Source organism: Azospirillum sp. B506 (genome assembly GCF_000333595.1).
Taxonomy (GTDB): domain Bacteria; phylum Pseudomonadota; class Alphaproteobacteria; order Azospirillales; family Azospirillaceae; genus Azospirillum.
Window position 1 is genome coordinate 1 of the sequence record NZ_BADK01000424.1, and the last position, 18,303, is coordinate 18,303.

At 63.4% G+C, this 18,303-nt stretch carries 21 protein-coding genes and 3 pseudogenes; 10 read left to right on the plus strand and 14 right to left on the minus strand.

What is annotated here, in order from left to right:
- The coding region (locus tag I71_RS13005; RefSeq protein WP_042695282.1) for an IS110 family transposase at positions 1-748 on the minus strand (748 nt) is incomplete at its 3' end.
- A 256-nt stretch (positions 749-1,004) separates the two neighbouring features.
- On the opposite strand from I71_RS13005, the pseudogene I71_RS13010 reads away from it, so the two are divergent.
- From I71_RS13010 to I71_RS13015, 3 pseudogenes are all read left to right on the plus strand, one after another.
- Positions 1,005-1,259, plus strand: a pseudogene (locus I71_RS13010) (transposase domain-containing protein); the annotation flags it as partial.
- 72 nt (positions 1,260-1,331) lie between these two features.
- Positions 1,332-1,585 (plus strand): annotated as a pseudogene (locus tag I71_RS39700) (transposase); the annotation flags it as partial.
- Positions 1,586-1,612: 27 nt separating this feature from the next.
- Positions 1,613-1,798, plus strand: a pseudogene (locus I71_RS13015) (IS3 family transposase); the annotation flags it as partial.
- A 319-nt stretch (positions 1,799-2,117) separates the two neighbouring features.
- On the opposite strand, the gene I71_RS13020 reads toward I71_RS13015, so the two are convergent.
- Together I71_RS13020 and I71_RS13025 are read right to left on the minus strand one after the other, a co-directional pair.
- A complete protein-coding gene (locus tag I71_RS13020; RefSeq protein ID WP_042695285.1) occupies positions 2,118-3,044 on the minus strand; it encodes an L-threonylcarbamoyladenylate synthase in 927 nt (308 codons plus the stop codon).
- Positions 3,045-3,167: 123 nt separating this feature from the next.
- Entirely contained in the window at positions 3,168-4,478 is a 1,311-nt protein-coding gene (locus I71_RS13025) for a sulfatase (RefSeq protein ID WP_159107378.1), read from the minus strand.
- Positions 4,479-4,881: 403 nt separating this feature from the next.
- Here I71_RS13025 and I71_RS13030 point away from each other — a divergent pair, with 403 nt between their 5' ends.
- Positions 4,882-5,079, plus strand: a complete 198-nt coding sequence (locus tag I71_RS13030; protein ID WP_042695287.1) for a hypothetical protein — start codon at positions 4,882-4,884, stop codon at positions 5,077-5,079.
- A gap of 51 nt (positions 5,080-5,130) precedes the next feature.
- Here I71_RS13030 and I71_RS13035 read toward each other — a convergent pair whose 3' ends face one another.
- Positions 5,131-6,453 carry a phenylacetate--CoA ligase family protein gene (locus I71_RS13035; protein ID WP_148294223.1) on the minus strand — a complete coding sequence of 441 codons (1,323 nt, stop codon included), beginning with the start codon at positions 6,451-6,453 and terminating at the stop codon, positions 5,131-5,133.
- Between the two features lie 617 nt (positions 6,454-7,070).
- Between I71_RS13035 and tsaE the strand changes: the two genes are divergently transcribed.
- The 5 genes from tsaE (at position 7,071) to I71_RS37400 (ending at position 11,293) form a co-directional block, all read left to right on the plus strand.
- Positions 7,071-7,589 (plus strand): tRNA (adenosine(37)-N6)-threonylcarbamoyltransferase complex ATPase subunit type 1 TsaE, encoded by a 519-nt coding sequence (gene tsaE / locus I71_RS34965; protein ID WP_083897138.1) that lies wholly within the window; start codon positions 7,071-7,073, stop codon positions 7,587-7,589.
- Positions 7,571-8,248 carry a tRNA (adenosine(37)-N6)-threonylcarbamoyltransferase complex dimerization subunit type 1 TsaB gene (gene tsaB, locus I71_RS34970; protein WP_049976089.1) on the plus strand — a complete coding sequence of 226 codons (678 nt, stop codon included), beginning with the start codon at positions 7,571-7,573 and terminating at the stop codon, positions 8,246-8,248. Before tsaE ends, tsaB begins: the two co-directional genes overlap by 19 nt.
- A complete protein-coding gene (gene tsaD / locus I71_RS13050; protein WP_042695289.1) occupies positions 8,245-9,246 on the plus strand; it encodes a tRNA (adenosine(37)-N6)-threonylcarbamoyltransferase complex transferase subunit TsaD in 1,002 nt (333 codons plus the stop codon). Before tsaB ends, tsaD begins: the two co-directional genes overlap by 4 nt.
- A gap of 195 nt (positions 9,247-9,441) precedes the next feature.
- On the plus strand, positions 9,442-10,608 hold the full coding sequence (locus I71_RS13055; RefSeq protein WP_042695290.1) for a sulfatase: 1,167 nt from the start codon (positions 9,442-9,444) through the stop codon (positions 10,606-10,608).
- A gap of 52 nt (positions 10,609-10,660) precedes the next feature.
- Complete coding sequence (locus tag I71_RS37400) at positions 10,661-11,293, plus strand: hypothetical protein (protein ID WP_148294225.1); 633 nt, start codon at positions 10,661-10,663, stop codon at positions 11,291-11,293.
- A gap of 101 nt (positions 11,294-11,394) precedes the next feature.
- On the opposite strand, the gene I71_RS13065 is transcribed toward I71_RS37400, so the two are convergent.
- The 4 genes from I71_RS13065 to I71_RS13080 all read right to left on the minus strand — a co-directional run bounded on the left by I71_RS13065 (position 11,395) and on the right by I71_RS13080 (position 14,627).
- A complete protein-coding gene (locus I71_RS13065; protein ID WP_049976090.1) occupies positions 11,395-12,216 on the minus strand; it encodes an ABC transporter ATP-binding protein in 822 nt (273 codons plus the stop codon).
- 1 nt (position 12,217) lies between these two features.
- A complete protein-coding gene (locus I71_RS13070; protein ID WP_049976091.1) occupies positions 12,218-12,967 on the minus strand; it encodes an ABC transporter permease in 750 nt (249 codons plus the stop codon).
- Between the two features lie 14 nt (positions 12,968-12,981).
- Entirely contained in the window at positions 12,982-14,022 is a 1,041-nt protein-coding gene (locus tag I71_RS34975) for an ABC transporter substrate-binding protein (RefSeq protein ID WP_148294226.1), read from the minus strand.
- 176 nt (positions 14,023-14,198) lie between these two features.
- Positions 14,199-14,627 carry a hypothetical protein gene (locus I71_RS13080; protein WP_049976093.1) on the minus strand — a complete coding sequence of 143 codons (429 nt, stop codon included), beginning with the start codon at positions 14,625-14,627 and terminating at the stop codon, positions 14,199-14,201.
- A gap of 79 nt (positions 14,628-14,706) precedes the next feature.
- Between I71_RS13080 and I71_RS13085 the strand changes: the two genes are divergently transcribed.
- Complete coding sequence (locus tag I71_RS13085; RefSeq protein ID WP_199902168.1) at positions 14,707-15,222, plus strand: plasmid pRiA4b ORF-3 family protein; 516 nt, start codon at positions 14,707-14,709, stop codon at positions 15,220-15,222.
- Positions 15,223-15,226: 4 nt separating this feature from the next.
- Here I71_RS13085 and I71_RS35910 read toward each other — a convergent pair.
- The 6 genes from I71_RS35910 to I71_RS38275 all read right to left on the minus strand — a co-directional run.
- Positions 15,227-15,996 (minus strand): IS5 family transposase gene (locus I71_RS35910; protein ID WP_375731195.1). Its coding sequence is split into 2 segments (ribosomal slippage): positions 15,227-15,708 and positions 15,708-15,996, totalling 771 coding nucleotides; the frame shifts between segments, so codons are not numbered across the junction.
- Positions 15,974-16,636, minus strand: a complete 663-nt coding sequence (locus I71_RS38775) for a site-specific integrase (RefSeq protein WP_049976095.1) — start codon at positions 16,634-16,636, stop codon at positions 15,974-15,976. The genes I71_RS35910 and I71_RS38775 overlap by 23 nt, the downstream gene beginning before the upstream one ends.
- Complete coding sequence (locus I71_RS38780) at positions 16,545-16,994, minus strand: site-specific integrase (RefSeq protein WP_049976096.1); 450 nt, start codon at positions 16,992-16,994, stop codon at positions 16,545-16,547. The genes I71_RS38775 and I71_RS38780 overlap by 92 nt, the downstream gene beginning before the upstream one ends.
- On the minus strand, positions 16,991-17,380 hold the full coding sequence (locus I71_RS13100) for a type II toxin-antitoxin system VapC family toxin (RefSeq protein WP_042695293.1): 390 nt from the start codon (positions 17,378-17,380) through the stop codon (positions 16,991-16,993). Before I71_RS13100 ends, I71_RS38780 begins: the two co-directional genes overlap by 4 nt.
- Before the next feature lie 3 nt (positions 17,381-17,383).
- Positions 17,384-17,644: a type II toxin-antitoxin system VapB family antitoxin gene (locus tag I71_RS13105; protein ID WP_042695294.1), complete on the minus strand. Its 261-nt coding sequence runs from the start codon at positions 17,642-17,644 to the stop codon at positions 17,384-17,386.
- A gap of 268 nt (positions 17,645-17,912) precedes the next feature.
- Positions 17,913-18,303 (minus strand): hypothetical protein (locus I71_RS38275; protein ID WP_042695295.1); only part of this gene is annotated, 391 nt, incomplete at its 5' end.

Sequence of the window (18,303 nt, forward strand, 5' to 3'; positions counted from 1 at the left end):
GGGTCAGACCGAAGTAGCTGCTGAGCTTCTCGGAGGTCGGAAAACGGGAGATCGTCCCGATTGACGCCAAGACGGTCAGGGCGACCACGGTGCCCACCCCAGGAATGGTCATCAGCCGGCAAGCCTGCGGATCGTCCAGCGCCTGCTGGGCGATCCGCTTGTCGATCTCGGTCAGTTGCGCGCTCACCCGTTCCAGTTCCGCCACTAGGCGGGCGAGGATGGCCTGCTCCTCGGACGGCAACGGCAGGCGTGCCAGCCAGGCACGGCCGGCTTTGCTGAACAGACAGCCTTCGTATTTCGGGATCAGGTTCCCGTGCAGGATGGCATGGATGCGGCTCTTAACCCGCACCATGTGCTCGACGATCCCCGAGCGTTCCGTGACCATCCGCCGGCGGCGGATTGTGTCATCATCGGGAACCCAGACCTCCGGCAGGAAGCCTGCCGCATGCAGGCGCGCCAGGATCACCGCGTCGATCTTGTCGGTCTTCACGCGGGCATAGGCGATGGCCCGCACGAGCCGGGGGTTGGCCACGGCGACCCGCTTGACGAAAGGCCGCAGGACACGCTCCACAGCCGAGCTGTTGCCAGTAGCCTCAATGACCACCTCGTCGGTTGGCTCAAGGGTCTTGGCAAATTTTAGGAAGCGGTCATGGGCAAGGTCGACCCTGGCTTCCTTTGTCACCTGGCCGTCCACCAGGAAGGCGACTTGGGCGAACGAGCGGTGAATATCCATGCCGATGATGCGCATGCTCCTTCCCTCCAGTGGTCCGTCCAGTGGTGGTTCGGGAGCTGGCGGGCTTGCACGACATCTACGGATCCGCGCTCGCAGCGCAACCGGGCAAGTCGTAGGAGGCGGCCATGTAACAACGCGAGCTCGCAGCTCATCGTAAGGACGGCCTGCCGCCGTTTCATGCTCCCGGCGCCCCTATCCCGGTGGACGATAGATACCGCAACCGCGATCTAATCGCCAGAACCGGCCAGCGCCAGGTAACAGCATGCCAGTTAACAATGCCGCCGAACGCGGCCTGCGCGGGATCGCCCTCGGGAGGAAAGCCTGGCTGTTCTGCGGATCCGATCGCGGCGGGCAGCGGGCGGCGATCATGTACGGCCTGATCATCACGGCGAAGCTCAACGACGTCGATCCCCAGGCATGGCTCGCCGATGTGCTGGCCCGCATCAACGATACATCCCAAACCCGCCTGCCCGAACTCCTCCCCTGGAACTGGAAGGCAATCCGCGAGCAGATGAAAGCTGCCTGACCGCGGCACTCAGCGGATGCTTACTCACGTCGGATCGGGTGTGCTTCCCACCCAAGCCGAATTGCGCACCAAAGTCCTTTTCCGGCCTCAAGCGGCAAGACGAGCCGTCATCGCCTCAACCGTGGTGGCAACCGGCGCGCGAACGCGCCCTTTACCGGGTAGCTCTTGTTCGCATGCGACATCATCCGCCAACCTGCGAGTACGTCCAGCGTCGAACAGCTGAAGGCAAATCGACTCGCGAAATTCGCAGATGCTTGAAGCGCTATATCGCCCGAGAAATCTACCAACATCTCTGCACCGGCAAACCGCCGGGAAAAACAGCTTAAAAGATGGTTGACCAACATAGGAGCATCAATGCGCCCATGGAAAGCTTCTTCCATACCCTCAAGGTCGAGTTGGTCCACCGCACCCGCTTTGAGACCCGCGACCAGGCCCGCCGAGAGGTGTTCGCCTACATCGAAACCTACTACAATCGACAGCGCGCCCACTCGGCCATCGGCTACATCACGCCCGAACCGGCCGAGCTACGATCCGCGTGAACCCGTGTCCACCGAACCGGGGCAAGATCAGGGTCGATTGCATGAGCCGGGCGGACTCTCAAGTGTTTGATCGGATCGGCAACCGGGGGACCTATATGCTCACAAACATATTCTGGATAGTATCTTAACAAAATCTGAAGGCGTATCCGATCTTTCCTCGGCTTGGCTTTGGAAAGGGTCTCCGGTCGATTGAACGTCTACCTCGAGAGACGCGTATACAGAGACGGACAGCCTCGACGCCGCTGAAACAGGCGGTGCCACTCGCTGAGGCGCGTCGATCTGCTCGCGACATGATCGGCTGCCCGATTCCCTGCCGTCATCACCCCTGGGAGGCTGCGCGGGCAGCGGTGATCAGCCTATGGTTGATCGTGGCTCCCAAACCGGTGGACGGAATCGGTGCGACCGCTACTTCGGTATGGCCATGCCGCTGCAAGTCGTGGAGAGTGGAGTACAAATTGGCTGCCGCCTCGCTGAGATCGCCGGAGCGGCTTAAGGACCAGGGACCGCGGTCATGGTAAGGACCGAAGCCGAGATAGGCTTCGCCCTTTTCTGCTGCAAGAGCGTTCAACCGCAGCTTAAGCCCGGCGTTGTAATGCGGAATGCTCTCGTTCGTCGGAAGACGGCCGCTTTCGATCAGCCGCCTCGCGTCCGGGTGATCCGCTGCATCGGGCAATGGGCAACCAAGGGCGGTTTCGATCGCGCCGCGCTCGATCGCACCGGGCCTGAGCAATACGGGACCACCGAATTGAAAGCTGACAAGCGTCGATTCCAGCCCATAGGGCATGGGGCCGCTGTCCACCGCCACGGCCGCCGCGGCAAGAAGGTCCGCCGGGATATCCCGTAGGCGTGTCGGGGACAGAAAGCCGGAATGGTTCGCGCTCGATGAGGCCACCGGGCGCCCCAACATTTCGACGATCCTGTTTTCATAAGGTGCGTTGTGGAAACAGACACCGATGTACCCGGCAGGATTGACGCACTGGGGAGCGATTCCGGAGTCCGGTCTGGCCCGGACGCAGACGGTCAAGGGGGCCGGCCACAGGGCAGCGGTCAGCGCCGCGGCGGGCCCCTCGTCGAGGCAGGCGTATCGGTTCGCCATTTCCCGATCGGCGACAATTACCATCAGCGGATTGCCGCCGGGTCGGCCTTTGACGAGGTAAAGATTGTCGAGGGCGGCGCCATTGCAGGCGTCGGCCATCAGAGCATAGACCGTGGAAGGCCCGAACAAGGCCGGCTTTCCCGCCGCCAAGCATCTGCCGGGGCAGCAATCGCAGTTTCCGACATAAGCATTTTCGTTTCAGCCATCGATGTCGCGCTGCCGTTAGGGACCTGTGATCGGAGAGTATACCCTTACTGACGGAACGGACATGCGTCATTCCCCCGAAAGTATTTCCTGCGGATTTGCTGTGCTGCCGATCTCAACCCGGTAGCCCATTCCGTACAGACCGCTGCGAACCGCGGAGCGTTCGGCGTCACTGAACGGGTCGCCGGCGCCGACCTTCGACTCCAACCGCGCATCCAGCATCTCACGGAAACAATCGGCCTGCGCCTCCGACAGCTCCCCGATCCGATTGATGCATTCGGCCGGCTCCTCGTCCAATCGATAATATTCCTCCTGGCCGGTACTCCGATTCATGATGAACTTCTCTCGTGCCGTCCGGATCATCTGCAAGGCGCCTTCGCCGCGCGGCACGAACAAATCCTCCGCATAGACGTTCGCGCGATCGAAGCCGGTGGTGTCGATCGCACCTCGCAGACTGCGTCCGTCGAAGGATTCGATAGCAAACGGTATGCCGGCGAGGTCGAGCAGCGTCGGGGCGAGGTCGACCAATCCGGCGAATTCCTTCACCCGCCGCCCGACTGGAATGTCCGGTCCCCGGATGAGCACCGGCACATGAAGGTCGAAGTCGTAAAGAGTGGTGTGCTGGGGATAATACACTTCGCCGGGCCGCCATGGCAGGGGCCGGCAAGGCTTTTCCCCAAGGTTGGTACCGTGATCGGCAATCGCCGCAACGATGGTCCGGCCGGCTATGCCCAGCTCATCCAGAAGCCGGAGCAAGGGGTGCACGAGGTCCCGGTCGGCCATGGCAATCTTTGCGTCATAATAGGACCATTCCGGCAGGTGACCCGTCGCAATGCGCCCGACGCGCTGGAGATGATCTTCGGAAAAGCCGTGTGTCTCATAGAAATGGCCCCATATGAAGAATGGCCGCGCCGCGTTCCGGCGGAGCCATGAAAAGCAGGCGTCCGTCCAGTCGTTGCCTTCGAAGAAAACTTCGGGATCCGCGGTTCGGTAATCGGTCGACGCCCACCCCGTGTCGGCGGTCGGTTCGTTCCACAAATCAAAGCCATTGGCGAAGTGATGGCGCCGGGTCAAAATCCCGTTGCCGCTGAAGCCGGCCGTCGCATATCCGCGGGCCTTGAACATCATCGCAAGAGAGTTGGCCTGAAGCCGGCAATAAGGATTCCGGACGCCGTGCCGATCAGGGTATAGTCCCGTCAGCGCCGTTCCCATGGCGATGGGCGTGAAATCGGACGAGCTGAATACCTGCTCGAACACGACCCCTTCAGCCGCGATACGGCTCAATCCAGGTGTGGCGATCCGCGAATATCCATAACATGGAAGATGGTCCGGGCGAACTTCATCCAAACTCAAGAGTACGACGTTGGGCCTGTCGTTCATGAACACTCTCCACTCAACGCCTTTTACCTGCATGTTTCACAATCAACATTATTCATTTATCCAATCTTGGAAAGTCATCAAACAAGCCTCGACCTCACCATTGTTTACCAATATATCGGTGGGTACGATTTCAAGTATTCTTCTGGCTCAGAAATCATAATTCTTTCGAACTCTTGTTCCATCACAAAGCCGGGCGCCCTTCGCAGGAGCATTTGATGTTGCGAATACGCCTCATATCTTATCACCGCTCCCAACGAGGCGCAAAATAAATATGAAGCACAGACTCCCGGCATCCCAGATCTTACGCAAACACCCGACATATGCATGTCGTCGACAATTCATATTGCGCATGTCTAAAATAACGAATAGCATGTACTCTTCCATTAGCTTTGGAGGAACAGTTATGGACGGGAAGATCGAAATTATCTCGTTAGCTAATGAGTTGTCTGCAGCTGCAGGCATTAACGAGGAACAGGCATTGGCCGTTCTCAAAATTCTCCACGTTGATCGCCTTGACCAGAAATTTGCCGGTTCGGGTCTGCTGAAACTGGAGAACCTGCGTGGTGGTTTTAGTGCGGCGGGGGCAAGCATCTTTGTCTGATTGCGGCGAATACTTGGATATGCATTCTGAACTTTGCCTCATGTCGAAAGCTCAAGATTCGGCGGCCGCTGGACCTGTGCCCGGCCCGAAGTCATCGCGCTTCGGGTCGGGACGGAAGACGAAACGTTGAACTTTCCTTCCAAAGGCTCCAAGCTCCGGATCAACCTCCATCTCGACCGTCACATCGGCATTGAAGGCGGTTCGTGCATGTTCGGTAATGAAGTTCGATAGATTTCCCGGCAATCCATTCAAAGATGCGACACGCACGGTGATGTGCCGGGGGCCATCCTGGATGAGCTGAAATTGGGGAAGACGGGCCGCTTCAAAGATATGATTCATGAGCGCTGGATTTTTCCGCACTCCATTGAAAATAAAATATGGTGAATCGCGGCCGCTCAAATTCCGGATTACCTGAACGGCACAGTCCGCCCCGCTTCGTGTCTCTAGCTCTCCATGGTCTCCGGTGGCGTAGCGAATCAAAGGCATCGCCCAGTTGTCGAGATTGCTCAGAACCAGCTCGCCATAACCATTAAGGCTGATTACGCCGCTTTCGGGATCCCGCACTTCAACGAATGCCCGTTGTGAGAGGACGAGAAGGCCGCCTTCCGGTTCGCTTTCGACCGCGACTAAGCCGGTTTCCTGCAATCCGTACAGGTTCGTTACCGGCACGCCGAAGATCGCCTCGATCCGCTTGCGTGTGTCGGGGTAGAGATTATCGCCGCTGCAAAGGATTTGGAAGGGCCGAGGCATCGTCGAATCGGGCCAGGGATCCAGAAGTTGGGCCATGTATAAAAGGCTGCGGGGTTTTCCGTAGAGAGATCCCACACCCATCGCCAGACATTGCATGAAAACATCGTGGCTCTTCCGACATCCTTCTTCCAAGGCGATCCGGCGTGTCCACGCCATGCCAAGCGATGGGTTGGGCCCGGCGGCATCGACCCGACGCAGGTTGTCGCTGACCTGGAGGACGGCATAGGCGCGCCGTCGCATGCCGTCCGGCATTGGACCCAGCCGATCCGCGACGACACCGTGAATGGCAATGAACGTCGAGTAGTAGTCCAGTGGACTTCTATATATTTTTAGCGGAGTTCCGCTTGTTCCACTGGTCAGGCCGATTTCCAGTTCTTCCGGTGCGACCATGTCGCTGACGAAGCGGAGAGGATTGGGAGTGACATCGCCCTTCCTTATCAGCGGGAACGCCCCTATTCCCCCCTTGGGGTCAGCTCGCGCGTCGCGGTAGAACGGAACGGTAGCGGCGGCATGTTCAAGGATGGCTTCGATCCGCGACGGCCCGGTCAATGTTTGCCTTTTCAGCCAGAAACGATGCAAGGCGAGAAGGGATGCTACAACTTTGGGATCGAGGGTGGTGTTCATGTGATCGACCATGTCCAAGGATCGCCGACGGGGTAACAGTGGATCAATTTCCCGACCTCAGCGATGCCGGACCATTATACCGAAAAGATATTACTTACTTCTGGTTTCCTTGCCCTATCCAGTTCGCGGGCGCGACGTCCGCACCCGGCAAAAAAGCCGTCATAACAAGGTTGCGGGATAAGCGTAATCGTCTCGGTTCCGTCGTCGCATCTTACAATCTCCCGCCAACGAAGCGCGAAGTTGGTCAAGCAGAACCCCAGGCGAGGATGCATTGTCCGGAATGAACTTCTGCGCCCCGAAATTGAGGCGCTGTGCCGCCATCTGCGGAATCGGTAAGCTACCTCGGTACATTGTACAATCAAAATGGATTTTGCACATCGCCCGCACTCTTGAAGATCTGGGGAACACGGTGCCTCGGTATCTTATGGTAGAGGTGACTGCGGGATCCGGGGCTGGTCGGCGATGCGGCCACCTTGATCAGGATGGGAGATCGGACAAGCGCTATGGTCCGATCGGATATCGGCGATCGGACCGCGACGCGCGTTGCCTTTGACCAGACTCGTTAATATAGTGAGCTTCTGTATTGGGAGTTGTTGCAACCACCAACGATACGCTGGTTGACGGGGGCCATCGCACAGGTGATGTGGATAAAATTTCGTCTCGACGGATTGCAAGACACCGATCGGCTTGGTCGTGTTTTGGGGCGGAACTTGCCCCTCCATGCGGTATGTCTTTGTCGTGGCGATCTTGCCGCAGGCAAAACGACGTTGATCAAACGTATCTGCGCCGAATTCGGCATCGATCCCAAGATCGTCATCTCACCGACCTACACCATCGCCAACTGGTATCAGGGAACCGTTTCGGTCTGCCATGTGGACTTCTACCGGCTGGAAGATGCCGACCAACTGCAGGAGATCGACCAGGACGACTGGCTGAACCCCGACGGCCCGACCTTCATCGAGTGGCCGGATATCGCCGCTCCGCTTCTGGATGGGATCGCGACCCTTCTGCTCGACCTATCGCCGGTCGACGACGACGAGAACGCGCGATACGTTCGCATTTCTTCCGAGGACCCCGCATATGCCGGGACCTTCGCAGCGCTTGAGCAGGAATTCAGATGCTCCCGACTCCTTTGATACTGACTGTCGATACGACGAGCGAACAATTCGGCGTTGCGCTGTCCCGTGGCGGGGCGATGCTCGATTGTCGAATTGGGAAGTCCAGCCGGACCCTGGACGTGGATCTCTTCGCGCACGTCCGATCCCTGCTCGACCGGAATGGGCTGTCGCTGGCCGACGTCGAGGGGCTGGCCGCCTGCGTCGGTCCGGGTTCCTTCGTCGGCACGAGGATCGGCCTTTGCGCGGTCAATACATTTTCCATCGTGCGGGATATTCGCGCCATCGGGGTCGGGGTGCTGCCCGCGCTGGCGACCCTTGCTCCCGACAACGGCGAGGGCAAGGAAATCCTCGCCGCCGTAAACTGCGTCCGCAACGAGTATTTTTTCCAGACCTTCGCCGGCGGGATCGCCCCTCGGCCTCTCGGGCCGATTGCCGTCGCGCGCTCGTCGGAACTTGAGGAAATCGCAGACGGTCGAATCGTCGTCGCCCGATCCTTCGCGATGAATTTCAACCGTACCGGACAGAAGGCGGATCCCCCGCCCGGTATCGAGCCGGAATACAAGGACCAGCTGCGCGCCATCGTCGCCCTTGCAGCCGGACGATGGGAAACGGGGGGCGATTCCGACGGCACCCTGCCCGCTCCCATTTACGTCAAGTCAGAGGTTGCCCGGTCATGACCACCACGGGAATTGCGATCGACACGACATTCGATGACACGTCGATCGCCGTGCTGCGCGGCCGGAACGATCTGCTCGCCAATCTTACCCTCAGCCAGTTCAACGATCATGCCATATTCGGCGGCGTGGTGCCCGAGCGCGCGTCGCGCCGCCACCTGGAGGTCATTCACCCGCTGATCCGGCGCGCCTTGGCCGAAGCCGGGATCGGCTTCGACGCCTTGGACTGGGTCGCCGTCTCGCACAAGCCAGGGCTGATGGGGTCCATCCTTGTCGGCCTGGCCACCGCCAAGGCCCTGGCCTTCTCCCTGGACATTCCCCTGATCGGTATCAATCACATCGAAGCGCACCCCTATGCCGGATTGCTGACCGGAACGGGAGAGATGCCCTTCCCCATCGTCCACCTGATCGTCGCCGGTGGGCATACGCTTCTGATCCATCAGACGGCCCATTTCTCCTGGAGCATCGTCGGGCGAAGCCTGGACGACGCCGCCGGGGAGTGCGCCGACAAGGTGGCACGCATCTTCGGGCTCCCCATGCCCGGCGGAAAGGCCGTCGACGAATACGCGATGACGTGCAGGCCCGGCTCGTTCAATTTCCCCAAGCCGCTCATTCATCAGGACAACTTCGATTTTTCGTTCAGCGGCCTGAAGACCGCGATGCGGCAGTTCCGCGACAAGCACGCCGACACCTTCGACAAGGGAGAGGTGCTGTCGGCCTTCTTCGAGAGCGTCTGCGACGTTCTCGTCCACAAGACCTTGAGCGCCGCGGAGCGTCATGGGGTCCGGGCGATTTCGGTGTCCGGCGGCCTGGCGGCCAGTCGGCGCCTGCGACAGCGTTTCACCGACGCGGCGGAGGCGTCCGGTCTTCGCTTGATCTATCCGCCGCCCCAGTTCTGTACGGATAACGCCGCCATGGTCGCCTGCCTTGCCGCCCATAAATTCGAAGCGGGCCGCGTGTCGGACCTTCGCTTGACGGCGGAACCGAACCTGTCGGAATGACGCGACGCCACTCCGTCGGCATTCGGGGAACTGAAAAGCGGCGGGCCGGGCGCGTGGAAAACGACCGCACCGAGGTACGGGGTTGCCGGTGGCGGTTGCGCCTTGGTCATTTCAGACAATTCCAATAAGATGTCGGACGCCGGCCTGAAACCGGCGGCATGGAATGCTATTTCGATATACCCGCGGGAGTCGGTCATGCGCGCGCCGAACATCGTTCTCGTCAGCCTTGACACGCTGAGAGCCGACGTCGCCTACAGCGGAAGGATGCCGCGCCTGCACGCTCTCATGAACCAGGGAACCTCGTTCCTCAATGCCATTTCTCCGGCTCCATTGACCCCGGTCAGCCATGCCAGCGTCTTCACGGGTCTGCTGCCGGCCAAGCATGGCGTCCGGCATCTGTTCCGGGAAAAGCTGAATCCGGAAATTCCGACGCTGGCGCAGCTTGCCGCCGCCGCCGGGTATGAAACCAAGGCCATCGTCTCCTGCCCCGGCATGAACCGGTGGTATGGGTTCGACATGGGCTTCTACGATTACGACGATGAAATTCCCCGCCTTCCTGACGGCAGCGATCCTCTTCATTCCGTCGATGTCGCCGTAAGAGGAATGGCGCTCAAACGGGCCTCCCTGGTTCTGGAGCGCGCCCTGGCATGGCTCGACGATCGGCGGACGGAGCCGTTCTTCCTGTTCCTGCACTTCTTCGACACCCATTGGCCATACGAAGCTCCGGACACTTTCGGACAAACCCCTCTCAATCCTTACGAAGGAGAGGCGCTCTACGTCGACCATCACCTCGGTCGGTTCATGGATGCCATGAAGAGCAAGGGCCTCGACGAACGAACGCTGTTCGTCTTCTTCTCCGATCATGGCGAGGACCTCAACGGTTGGTATCCGAACGATCATGGCGGCGCGCAACTCGGGCATCCCGAGGAACGGGGGCATGGCTGCCTGCTTTACGATGCGACGCAGCTGGTCCCCCTGATCATCGTCCGGAACGGCGTCGTTCCCGCGGGCCGTCGCGTGCATACGCAGGTGAGGCTGCTCGACATACTGCCGACTATTGCCGAGATGGCCGGGCTCGCCGACGGCCATGAGCGGGATGGCCGGTCGCTGGTACCCCTGCTGACCACCGAAAGCGAACACCGGCCTGCCTATATGGAAACATATTATCGAGAGGAACTCGCCGGAGCCGATCTTGCTCCCCTTGTCGGCCTTCGCATGACGCCGAAACAGAAGACCATCATCGATCTGGGCGGCGATGCCGTCCATTGCTTCGATCTCGAACACGATCCCCACGAAAAGCGACCGATTTCCTTGGCGCCGGTTGGGCTGAAAACCACGCACCGGAGGGGAAGTCATGAATGAGGAAAGGGCCAGTCGCCTGTTCGCCGGTCTCAGGGAACATTCCACCGGCCCGGTGTCCGACCCGGCCTTGAGGGCCGACGTCGCGCAGTGGGTGCGCGAGGCAGCCGGGAGCACGGACACGCGATTTCAAAAACACCCTTTCGGGTTCCTGAAGGCGACGTTGGGCGAATGTATGCATGAAGGCACGACAGCGGTTTTCCGCCTTCATGTCTGGCATCCGACGATCCGGTACGAGCAATCGCCGCAGCCCTTGTGTCATTCCCACGCATGGCACTTGGCCAGCTATGTGCTGCGCGGGCCGCTGACCAACACCGACTTCCGCCATGTGCCTGCGGCACAGCCCCCCCTTTACAAGCTGTTCCATGTCTTCGTCGACACGGGAACGGTGACGGTCGCCAGACCGACCGAAGAGTTGGTCGGGGCGGAAATCATCGGCGGCGATCGGCTGACCGATCATTGCGTGTACCATGTCGAACGCGGCGTGCTGCACACCACCAGCGCCGATCACGGAACCTTCGCGGTCACCCTGGCGATCCTTCATGACCGCGCGGCGGTTCCGGTGATGAATCTGAGACGGGCCGACGAGTGCGAGGCGGCTCCGTTCGATCAGTCGTTCCTTGTTCCGGAGGAAAATCGCCGTGTGAAGGACGATATCCTAGGTCTGCTGATGCCGGCGAACGCCTGAGAGATCCGGCGGACCGCTCGCCGGCCCCCGACGTTTCGTGCGTCCGCTAGAAAACACGACAAACCCCGGCCCCGGATGGCGTGGGCAGCCGGATACGCGCTTCAAACCGATTCCGGTTCCACGCGACGTGCTCCAGGTCGCCGCAGGCTGCCCTCTGCGTGCCCGGTATCCCCATCGCCGGGGGCGCCGGCGATGGCCCGCCGCAGCCGAAGCACGGCATCGGCCATCATCGTGCCGGCCCTCCATGCGGCCCTCTGCGGAAGCGGGGTTTCCGACACAGGCAGGAGGTCGAAATCGGCACCGCCGCGCAGCACAAGGACGGCATCCGCCATGTACACGGCTTCCGCAAGGTCGTGCGTCACCAGCACCGCGTGCGTGCCGGTTTCGACCACGTGTCGGACCAGCTCGTCCTGCAACAGCTCCCGGACGTCCGTGTCGAGGGCATTGAACGGCTCGTCGAGCAACAGGCACGGCGCACGAAGAATCATCGCCCGCGCCAACCCGACCCTCTGGCGCATACCGCCCGACAACTGCGACGGGTAGCATTGCGCGACCCCGGCAAGCCGCATGCGGTCCAGAAGCTCGCGTGCGCGCTCGGCGCGGATCCATGCAGGGACGCCAAGGCATTTCAGGCCGAACTGGATGTTGCCGGACACGGTCTTCCAGGGAAACAGGTTGTGGTCCTGGAAGACCATCGGGCGGGAGCCTGACGGCTCCTCCACCCGCTCCCCGCATATCCGGATGGAGCCCTGCGAGGGGCGGAGATGGCCGGCCATGACGGAGAGCAGAGTGGATTTGCCGACACCGCTCGCCCCCATCACCGCCAGAATCCGGCACTCCCGCGGGACCGACAACGACAGGTCCCTGATCACGATCCGCCCGTCATGGCCGGCGCTGAGCCGGTCGATCGCCAGCCAATCCATGTCAGGCCTTGCCTCCCCGCCAATGGCTCACGGACCGCTCGACGGCGAACAGCGCCCTGTCGCAGGCGAACCCGGCAATCCCAGTCGTGAGGATGTAGGCGTAGAGGTTCGTCACATCCAGGTTGAGGCTGGACATCTGGATGCCCCGGCCAAGTCCGCTCGGAGCCCCCATCATTTCCGCCGCGACGACGCTGAACCAGCCGAACCCCGTGCTCAGCCTCAGGCCATGCAGCGCATATGGCAGGATGGAGGGGAGGATGACGTCTGCGAGAAGCCGGGCATGGCCGGCTCCCAGGCTCCGCGCCGCCAGGATGTGTACCTTCCGAACCTCCCGCAATCCTCTGGCCACGGAAAGCCAGAGCGGGAAGAACGCACCGACCGTGACGATCGCCACCGCGGCCCCAGGGCCCACGCCGAGCGCCATGATCGCCAGAGGCGTCCAGGCGATCGGAGGAACAGGCCGCGTCAGCTCGATCGGTCCGGACACGATGCGCTCGAAGGGTGGCCACAACGCTGCCGCCAGAACCAGAACGGACGTGAGCGAGAAGGCGAAGCACACCCCGGCAAGGACGCGGCCGGAACTGGCCCAGGCGTCCTCCCCCAGCCCACCGTGGAACGCCTGTTCGACCATTGCCATGGCGACGGCGGAGGGTGGCGGCAACAGCACCATATCGAAAACAGACGCACAGACGCCCCACAGTGCCGCCGCCAGCAGGCAGCCGGCGATCGGCAACAGGACCTCGTGATGCACTTCTCCCCTCCGGATCAGCGAGACACGGCAGCGGCAAGGGTGGACAGATCGAAGCGCGTCATCGCGGCCTTGAGCGGTCCGGTGTCGATGAGCGTCGCGACATCCAGGGTTCGGGTCAATATCCGCCGGTCGACCAGGAACGCCATGACCTCGGTCAGCATCGCCCGGTCTTCGGCCGACAGGTCGATGCGCACGTCCCCGATTTGCCTGGCGCTTCTGTTCGGTTCGACGGCAGCGGCGCGTTCCAGCGCACCCTCCGTCACGTCCAGCTTGGCCTCGGCGGCGAAGGCGGCGTTCATCTCGTGCGGATGGCTTGCGTAATGCCACCAGCCGAGCGCCAGTGCGGCGAGGAACCGCTCCAACTGGTCACGGCGTTCCGTCATCATGCGCTCCGAGGCGACGATCACGGCGAGCACCTTGCCGCAATGGAGGGACCGGATGCTGTCCGCCTCTTCGAATGCGGCGACCAAGGGGTCGAATCCGTAAAGCGCGCCGATTTCGCGGTGTTCCGGCTGCCCTGCCACACGGCGCAGCAGCGCGGATTGCTGCGCCATATCGAGATTACCCAGGCGCAATCCGGCCAGTGGAACGCCTGCGCCCTGCAAGGCGGCCAGCGCGACCCGCTCCGCAGCGGCCCCCGCCGGGCCCATGATGGTGGAACCGCCGAGTTCCCCGACCTCGCGGATCGGGGACGAGCGCGGCACATAGAGGCATGCACGGTTATACATGAGACGGCCCACGATCCGTGCCTGCGGCTTGCGTGCGAGAAGAACGAGCGCCGGCTGGTCGGCCGTCAACACGATATCCACCTGATCGGCCAGCGCGGCGGCGTTGAGCGGCGCCCCGTAGGGAAAACCGGTGAAGGAAAGCGCGACACCGGCAAGATCAGGGATCGTCGTATGTTTCAGTGCCATCACGAGTTGGCCCTGGGTGGCCCATTGGGTTTGCCAGCCCAGGCGTATCGCTTCCGCTGCGGTGCAGGCCGTTGCATAGAGAACTGACAAGGCCAGGGATACGACCAGAGTCCGTAGCATCCGTCCGCTGCGATACCCCATTCCATTCTCCGAAGTTCGTTCCTACACCCACGGTGTCTGGCCGCATCGTACCAGCATCCGCACGGTTGTGCATTTGTTCTCCTCTGCATTCATTCGGATGGTTGACGGGCCTTGTGCCTGTTGGCACCGGGCCTGTCGCACGTCGTCGGCGCCCTTGCTGCCGTGCCCGGCAAGAGTCAGGCCGGCGGAGGCGGGGCCGTGACCGACCACCGGTCCGAGCCGCCGCGCGATATGATGTCGACGGCGACGGCCGGATCGCAGCCGACAGCGCGCAGACAGAAGCGAGCGATGGATTCCGCCAGGCCGACTCCGGCGTCGTGAATCGATGCCGCCTGCGGGGCCAGTGGCCCGACGAGCCCCTCCAGACAGGCACCGACGATGCAGGCGGCGGAGATGGCGGCGTCCTGGGGCGGAAGCTCGCCGTTCCCCACCCCTTCGGACACCAGCCGGAGGAAGACCTCTCCCAACGCCTTCCGGTAGACCAGGCGGGCGTCGTCGATGGCGGCATCGACCGGCTCGGCAATCATTGCGTAGGCGAGACGCCGCCCGCGGGCGGCCCGGCGGGCGAAGGCATAGACGGCGGCGGCGAGACGCAACGAGCCCATCACAAACCGGGGGCAACTGCGACTCGGCTGAGGTATAGCATGCGCCATGCCCGACTCGCCTCCACCCCAGATGCTCCAGTTGAAGGTGCAGCTGCGCGACGTCCATCCGGCGGTGTGGCGCCGGGTGCGGGTGGAGGACCGCCTGTCGATCGCCGATCTGCACCAGGTCATCCAGGTGCTGATGGGCTGGAAAGACGATCACCTGCACCGCTTCCGCATTCATGGCCGGAGCTACGGCATCCCGGCCATCGGCGGGCTGCACTTCGGCGAGGACGCCGAGGCGGTGCCTCTGGCGCGCTTCCGGTTCCGGCCCACCGAACGCTTCCTCTACGAATACGATTTCCGCGCCGGCTGGCGGATCGACATCCGCGTCGAGACGATCCTGGCGACCGTGCCCCGGTCGCCGCATCCGGTGTGTCTGGCCGGCCGGGAAACCAGCCCGCCGGACGCGTGCGGCGGCCCACAGGATTTCGCCAATCAGCGGCGCGCCGCGTTCGGCTGGGCGATGGCCGAGGACCTGGACACCGTCGCCGCCATTCTCCGGCGGGTCGCGGAGGGAAACCGCTCCGCCCTTGATAACCCCGATGAGTGTTGAGCGCCTAACAGAACCATCTTTGGACGAAACGCCAGCAGATGAGGCTGGCGGCGATGTAGTGGAAAGCGGTGAAGATGTCGGCGCGCCGTTCGTAACGGACGGCGATGCGGCGGAAGCGTGCGAACCATGCAAGTGTGCGCTCGACCACCCATCGGTGTCGGCCAAGGCGCTCGCTGCTCTCGATGCCACGCCGGGCGATGCGCGGGATGATCCCCCGCCGGCGTAGCGCCTGCCGGCAGTGGGCGAAGTCGTAGCCCTTGTCGGCGTGTAGTTTGACCGGGCGTCGTCGTGGTCGGCCCGCACACTGGCGGATTGCCGGCACGGCATCGACCAACGTCTCCAGGAACTTGCTGTCATGCCGGTTGGCCGGCGAGATCCTCAAGGCGAGGGGGATGCCATTGGCATCGACGATGATATGGCGCTTGGAGCCCGGCTTGCCGCGATCCGTCGGGTTCGGCCCAGTCTCCTCGCCCCCCTTTTTGCTGGAACGCTGGCGCTGTCCACCGCCGCGCGATCCCAGTTGATGGCGTTGGCATAGCCGAGCCGGTCGAGCAGCACGCGGTGAAGCCGCTCCCAAACGCCGGCTTGGTGCCACTCGTGCAGCCGGCGCCAACCGAACCGCACCGAGTTTCCCGGAGACGCAGTCTCTTGAGAAACCGCGGTCATCGCGACGCCCCCGGGCGTCCCCGAAGCGATGGAGCTGGACGGTCCCCGAAGGCGCGGGCGAGAACCTTGCTCGCAGTCTCCCCACTCAAAGGAATCCGGCGCCGGCATGGTCCTTGAAGAGGTCGGCGTCGCGGACGTAGCCGGCCAGCACGTCGAGGGACTCGTGCCGCGACTGGTCGCGCATCTTAAACAGCGAGGCGCCGGTGGCGGCGGCCGAGGTGAGGAAGCCGGCGCGCAAGGAATGGGCGCCGAATTCGGCGGCGTCGAGCCCCACCGCGGCAGCCCGTTCCTTCAGTACCAGCGCCACCGCCTCGCCGCTCATCGCCGCCCCGGTCACCCGGTCGCCCTTGCGCATGCGGCCGAACACGAAGCCCTCGGCGATCTCGCCGGCCACCAGCCACGCCTCCAGCAGAGCCAGCGGGCGGATGCGCAACCCGCGCGGCACCGCGATGGTGCGGCCCGCGCCCTCCTGGTCGGTCTTCGATTTCGGAATCAGGACGCGCACCCCGTCCTCGGCGCGGGTCAGGTGCTCCAGACGCAGGGCGGCCAGCTCGGAGCGCCGCATCGCCGAGGCCAGCCCGAAGGCGATCAGCGCGCGGTCGCGCAGGTTGCGGATGCCGGTCTCCGGAATCGCCTCCAGGATGGTGCGCACCAGATCATGGGTGGCGGCCCGCTTCTTCTTCGGGACGCTGCCGTGGGTGCGGCGGATGCCGCGCAGGGTTTGCTCGATCGCCGGCGCGTCCGCCATCGCGGAGGGGGGCCGGCAGGCGGGCGCGCCGGTGGTGATGGCCGATGGCGGCAAGCCGGCGCTCGATGGTGGCGACTGCCAGGCCGAGCTCGGCCTGATGGGCGAGGAAGGTGGCGACCTGGGCCGGGGCGGAGGGCAGCGGCTCCAGGCCGCGGTCGGCGCACCAGCGGGTGTAGAGCTCCCAGTCGTTGGCGTAGGCGCGCAGCGTCGCCGGGGCCATGGCGGCCTCGACGTAGCGGCGGGCCGCCTCGACCTCGTCGGCGACCAGCAGCCCGGGGAGCCAGGGGTCGGCCGGGGCGGGGACCGGAAGGGAGGCCGGCCGGTCATCCCCGGTGGCATCGTCCAAATCGCCGTTCATGCCGGTGTAAGGTCGGTGCGGGAAAAGTCATTCCCCTTGAACAGCAGGGGTTCGCCGGTGTCCGCAGCCAGGGCATAGGCGAAACAATCGCCATAATTGAGGCCGGCTGGGTGTCCAGTCCCCTTGCCGTAGCGGCGGAATGCGTCGAGAGCGAGCCGGGCCTGCCGCTCGCTGACCGGCTCGATGCGGATGTCGAACTCCTGTATCAGGTCTTCCAGCGCTTCGCGGTGGGCGCCCGTCGGGTCGCGGTGGGCGATCAGCCCGGCCTCGACGAAATTCGCCGCCGACAGGCGGCAGACCGTGGCGGCGGCGAGCTTTGCGAGGACGGCGGCCGCATCCGGCTCGGCCTTGAGGATGGCCACCAGGGCCGAGGTGTCGACGACCATGGCTCAGCGCGGCAGGCCGTGGTCGTCGTACAAGGCCGCGTCCGGGTCCCCGCCGTCGTCCAGCGGCGGCAACGCCTTGACCCGTGCCAGCATGCGGTCGACCTTGGCCTGCTGGTTGGCCGTGAGACCGGCGGCGGCCGGCTGCTCGGCGCGCGCCAGGGCGTCGCGCACGGCGGTGCGGACGGCCTCGTCGATGCTCTGGCCGCGAACGGCGGCGAGCTGGCGGGCCAGGACTTCGGTTTCAGCACTGAGCGGGATGGGCATCCTCGTCTCCTGGTGTCGATCGGTCCGGCCCGGGTTTCCGCGCCGAGAGCCCGGGGCATGATCGTCGGGAACCAGTGTGGTGCCCGTCGACCCGCATGGCAAGGCGGTCGTGGCGCACCGGCCGACGGGGTGATGGTGTCACTCCGGCTTTATAGGCGGACTCGAGAATGGGCCGGAAGGCCCAACCGCACGGAAATGTACGGTAAGGGCTCCGGATTTCAGCCGAATCTCCCGGCAAGGGTGTGCAGCCAACCACCTTCGTCCCGTTTTAACTGATTCCGCTGGAGAGATTGCGGGAAAGCATGACGGGGAATCGGAATTTCCTGGTGTTTCGCCGGCCCGCCCGCCATCTTTCCCGCCATAAACCTGCTCCCATCCCGGGGAATGGCATTGCGGGAAACACCGCCGCCACCGCCAACCCCCGCGCCCGGCCACCATCAACCGCCGCCTGGAAGCGCTCCGCCGCCTCGGCCGCTGGGCGGCCGGCAAGGGATGGCTGCCGGGCAATCTCGCCGACGGCGTCCGCCCGCTCCGCCACGCCCGCGACCGGCAGCCGGTCGGCCTGACCACCGCCGAGGTCCACGCCCTGCTGTGCGCCGCCCGCGCCTCCGGGCATGGCAACGCCCGGCGCGACTACGCCCTGGTCCAGTTGCTGGTGC

Bases quoted from the DNA above. Each gene is read 5' to 3' on its own strand.
- I71_RS13025 (WP_159107378.1), bottom strand. From the start codon at position 4,478: ATGAACGACAGGCCCAACGTCGTACTCTTGAGTTTGGATGAAGTTCGC.
- I71_RS13030 (WP_042695287.1), top strand. From the start codon at position 4,882: ATGGACGGGAAGATCGAAATTATCTCGTTAGCTAATGAGTTGTCTGCA.
- I71_RS13035 (WP_148294223.1), bottom strand. From the start codon at position 6,453: ATGAACACCACCCTCGATCCCAAAGTTGTAGCATCCCTTCTCGCCTTG.
- tsaB (WP_049976089.1), top strand. From the start codon at position 7,571: ATGCTCCCGACTCCTTTGATACTGACTGTCGATACGACGAGCGAACAA.
- tsaD (WP_042695289.1), top strand. From the start codon at position 8,245: ATGACCACCACGGGAATTGCGATCGACACGACATTCGATGACACGTCG.
- I71_RS13055 (WP_042695290.1), top strand. From the start codon at position 9,442: ATGCGCGCGCCGAACATCGTTCTCGTCAGCCTTGACACGCTGAGAGCC.
- I71_RS13065 (WP_049976090.1), bottom strand. From the start codon at position 12,216: ATGGATTGGCTGGCGATCGACCGGCTCAGCGCCGGCCATGACGGGCGG.
- I71_RS34975 (WP_148294226.1), bottom strand. From the start codon at position 14,022: ATGGGGTATCGCAGCGGACGGATGCTACGGACTCTGGTCGTATCCCTG.
- I71_RS13080 (WP_049976093.1), bottom strand. From the start codon at position 14,627: ATGGGCTCGTTGCGTCTCGCCGCCGCCGTCTATGCCTTCGCCCGCCGG.
- I71_RS38775 (WP_049976095.1), bottom strand. From the start codon at position 16,636: ATGGCGGACGCGCCGGCGATCGAGCAAACCCTGCGCGGCATCCGCCGC.
- I71_RS38780 (WP_049976096.1), bottom strand. From the start codon at position 16,994: ATGAACGGCGATTTGGACGATGCCACCGGGGATGACCGGCCGGCCTCC.
- I71_RS13100 (WP_042695293.1), bottom strand. From the start codon at position 17,380: ATGGTCGTCGACACCTCGGCCCTGGTGGCCATCCTCAAGGCCGAGCCG.
- I71_RS13105 (WP_042695294.1), bottom strand. From the start codon at position 17,644: ATGCCCATCCCGCTCAGTGCTGAAACCGAAGTCCTGGCCCGCCAGCTC.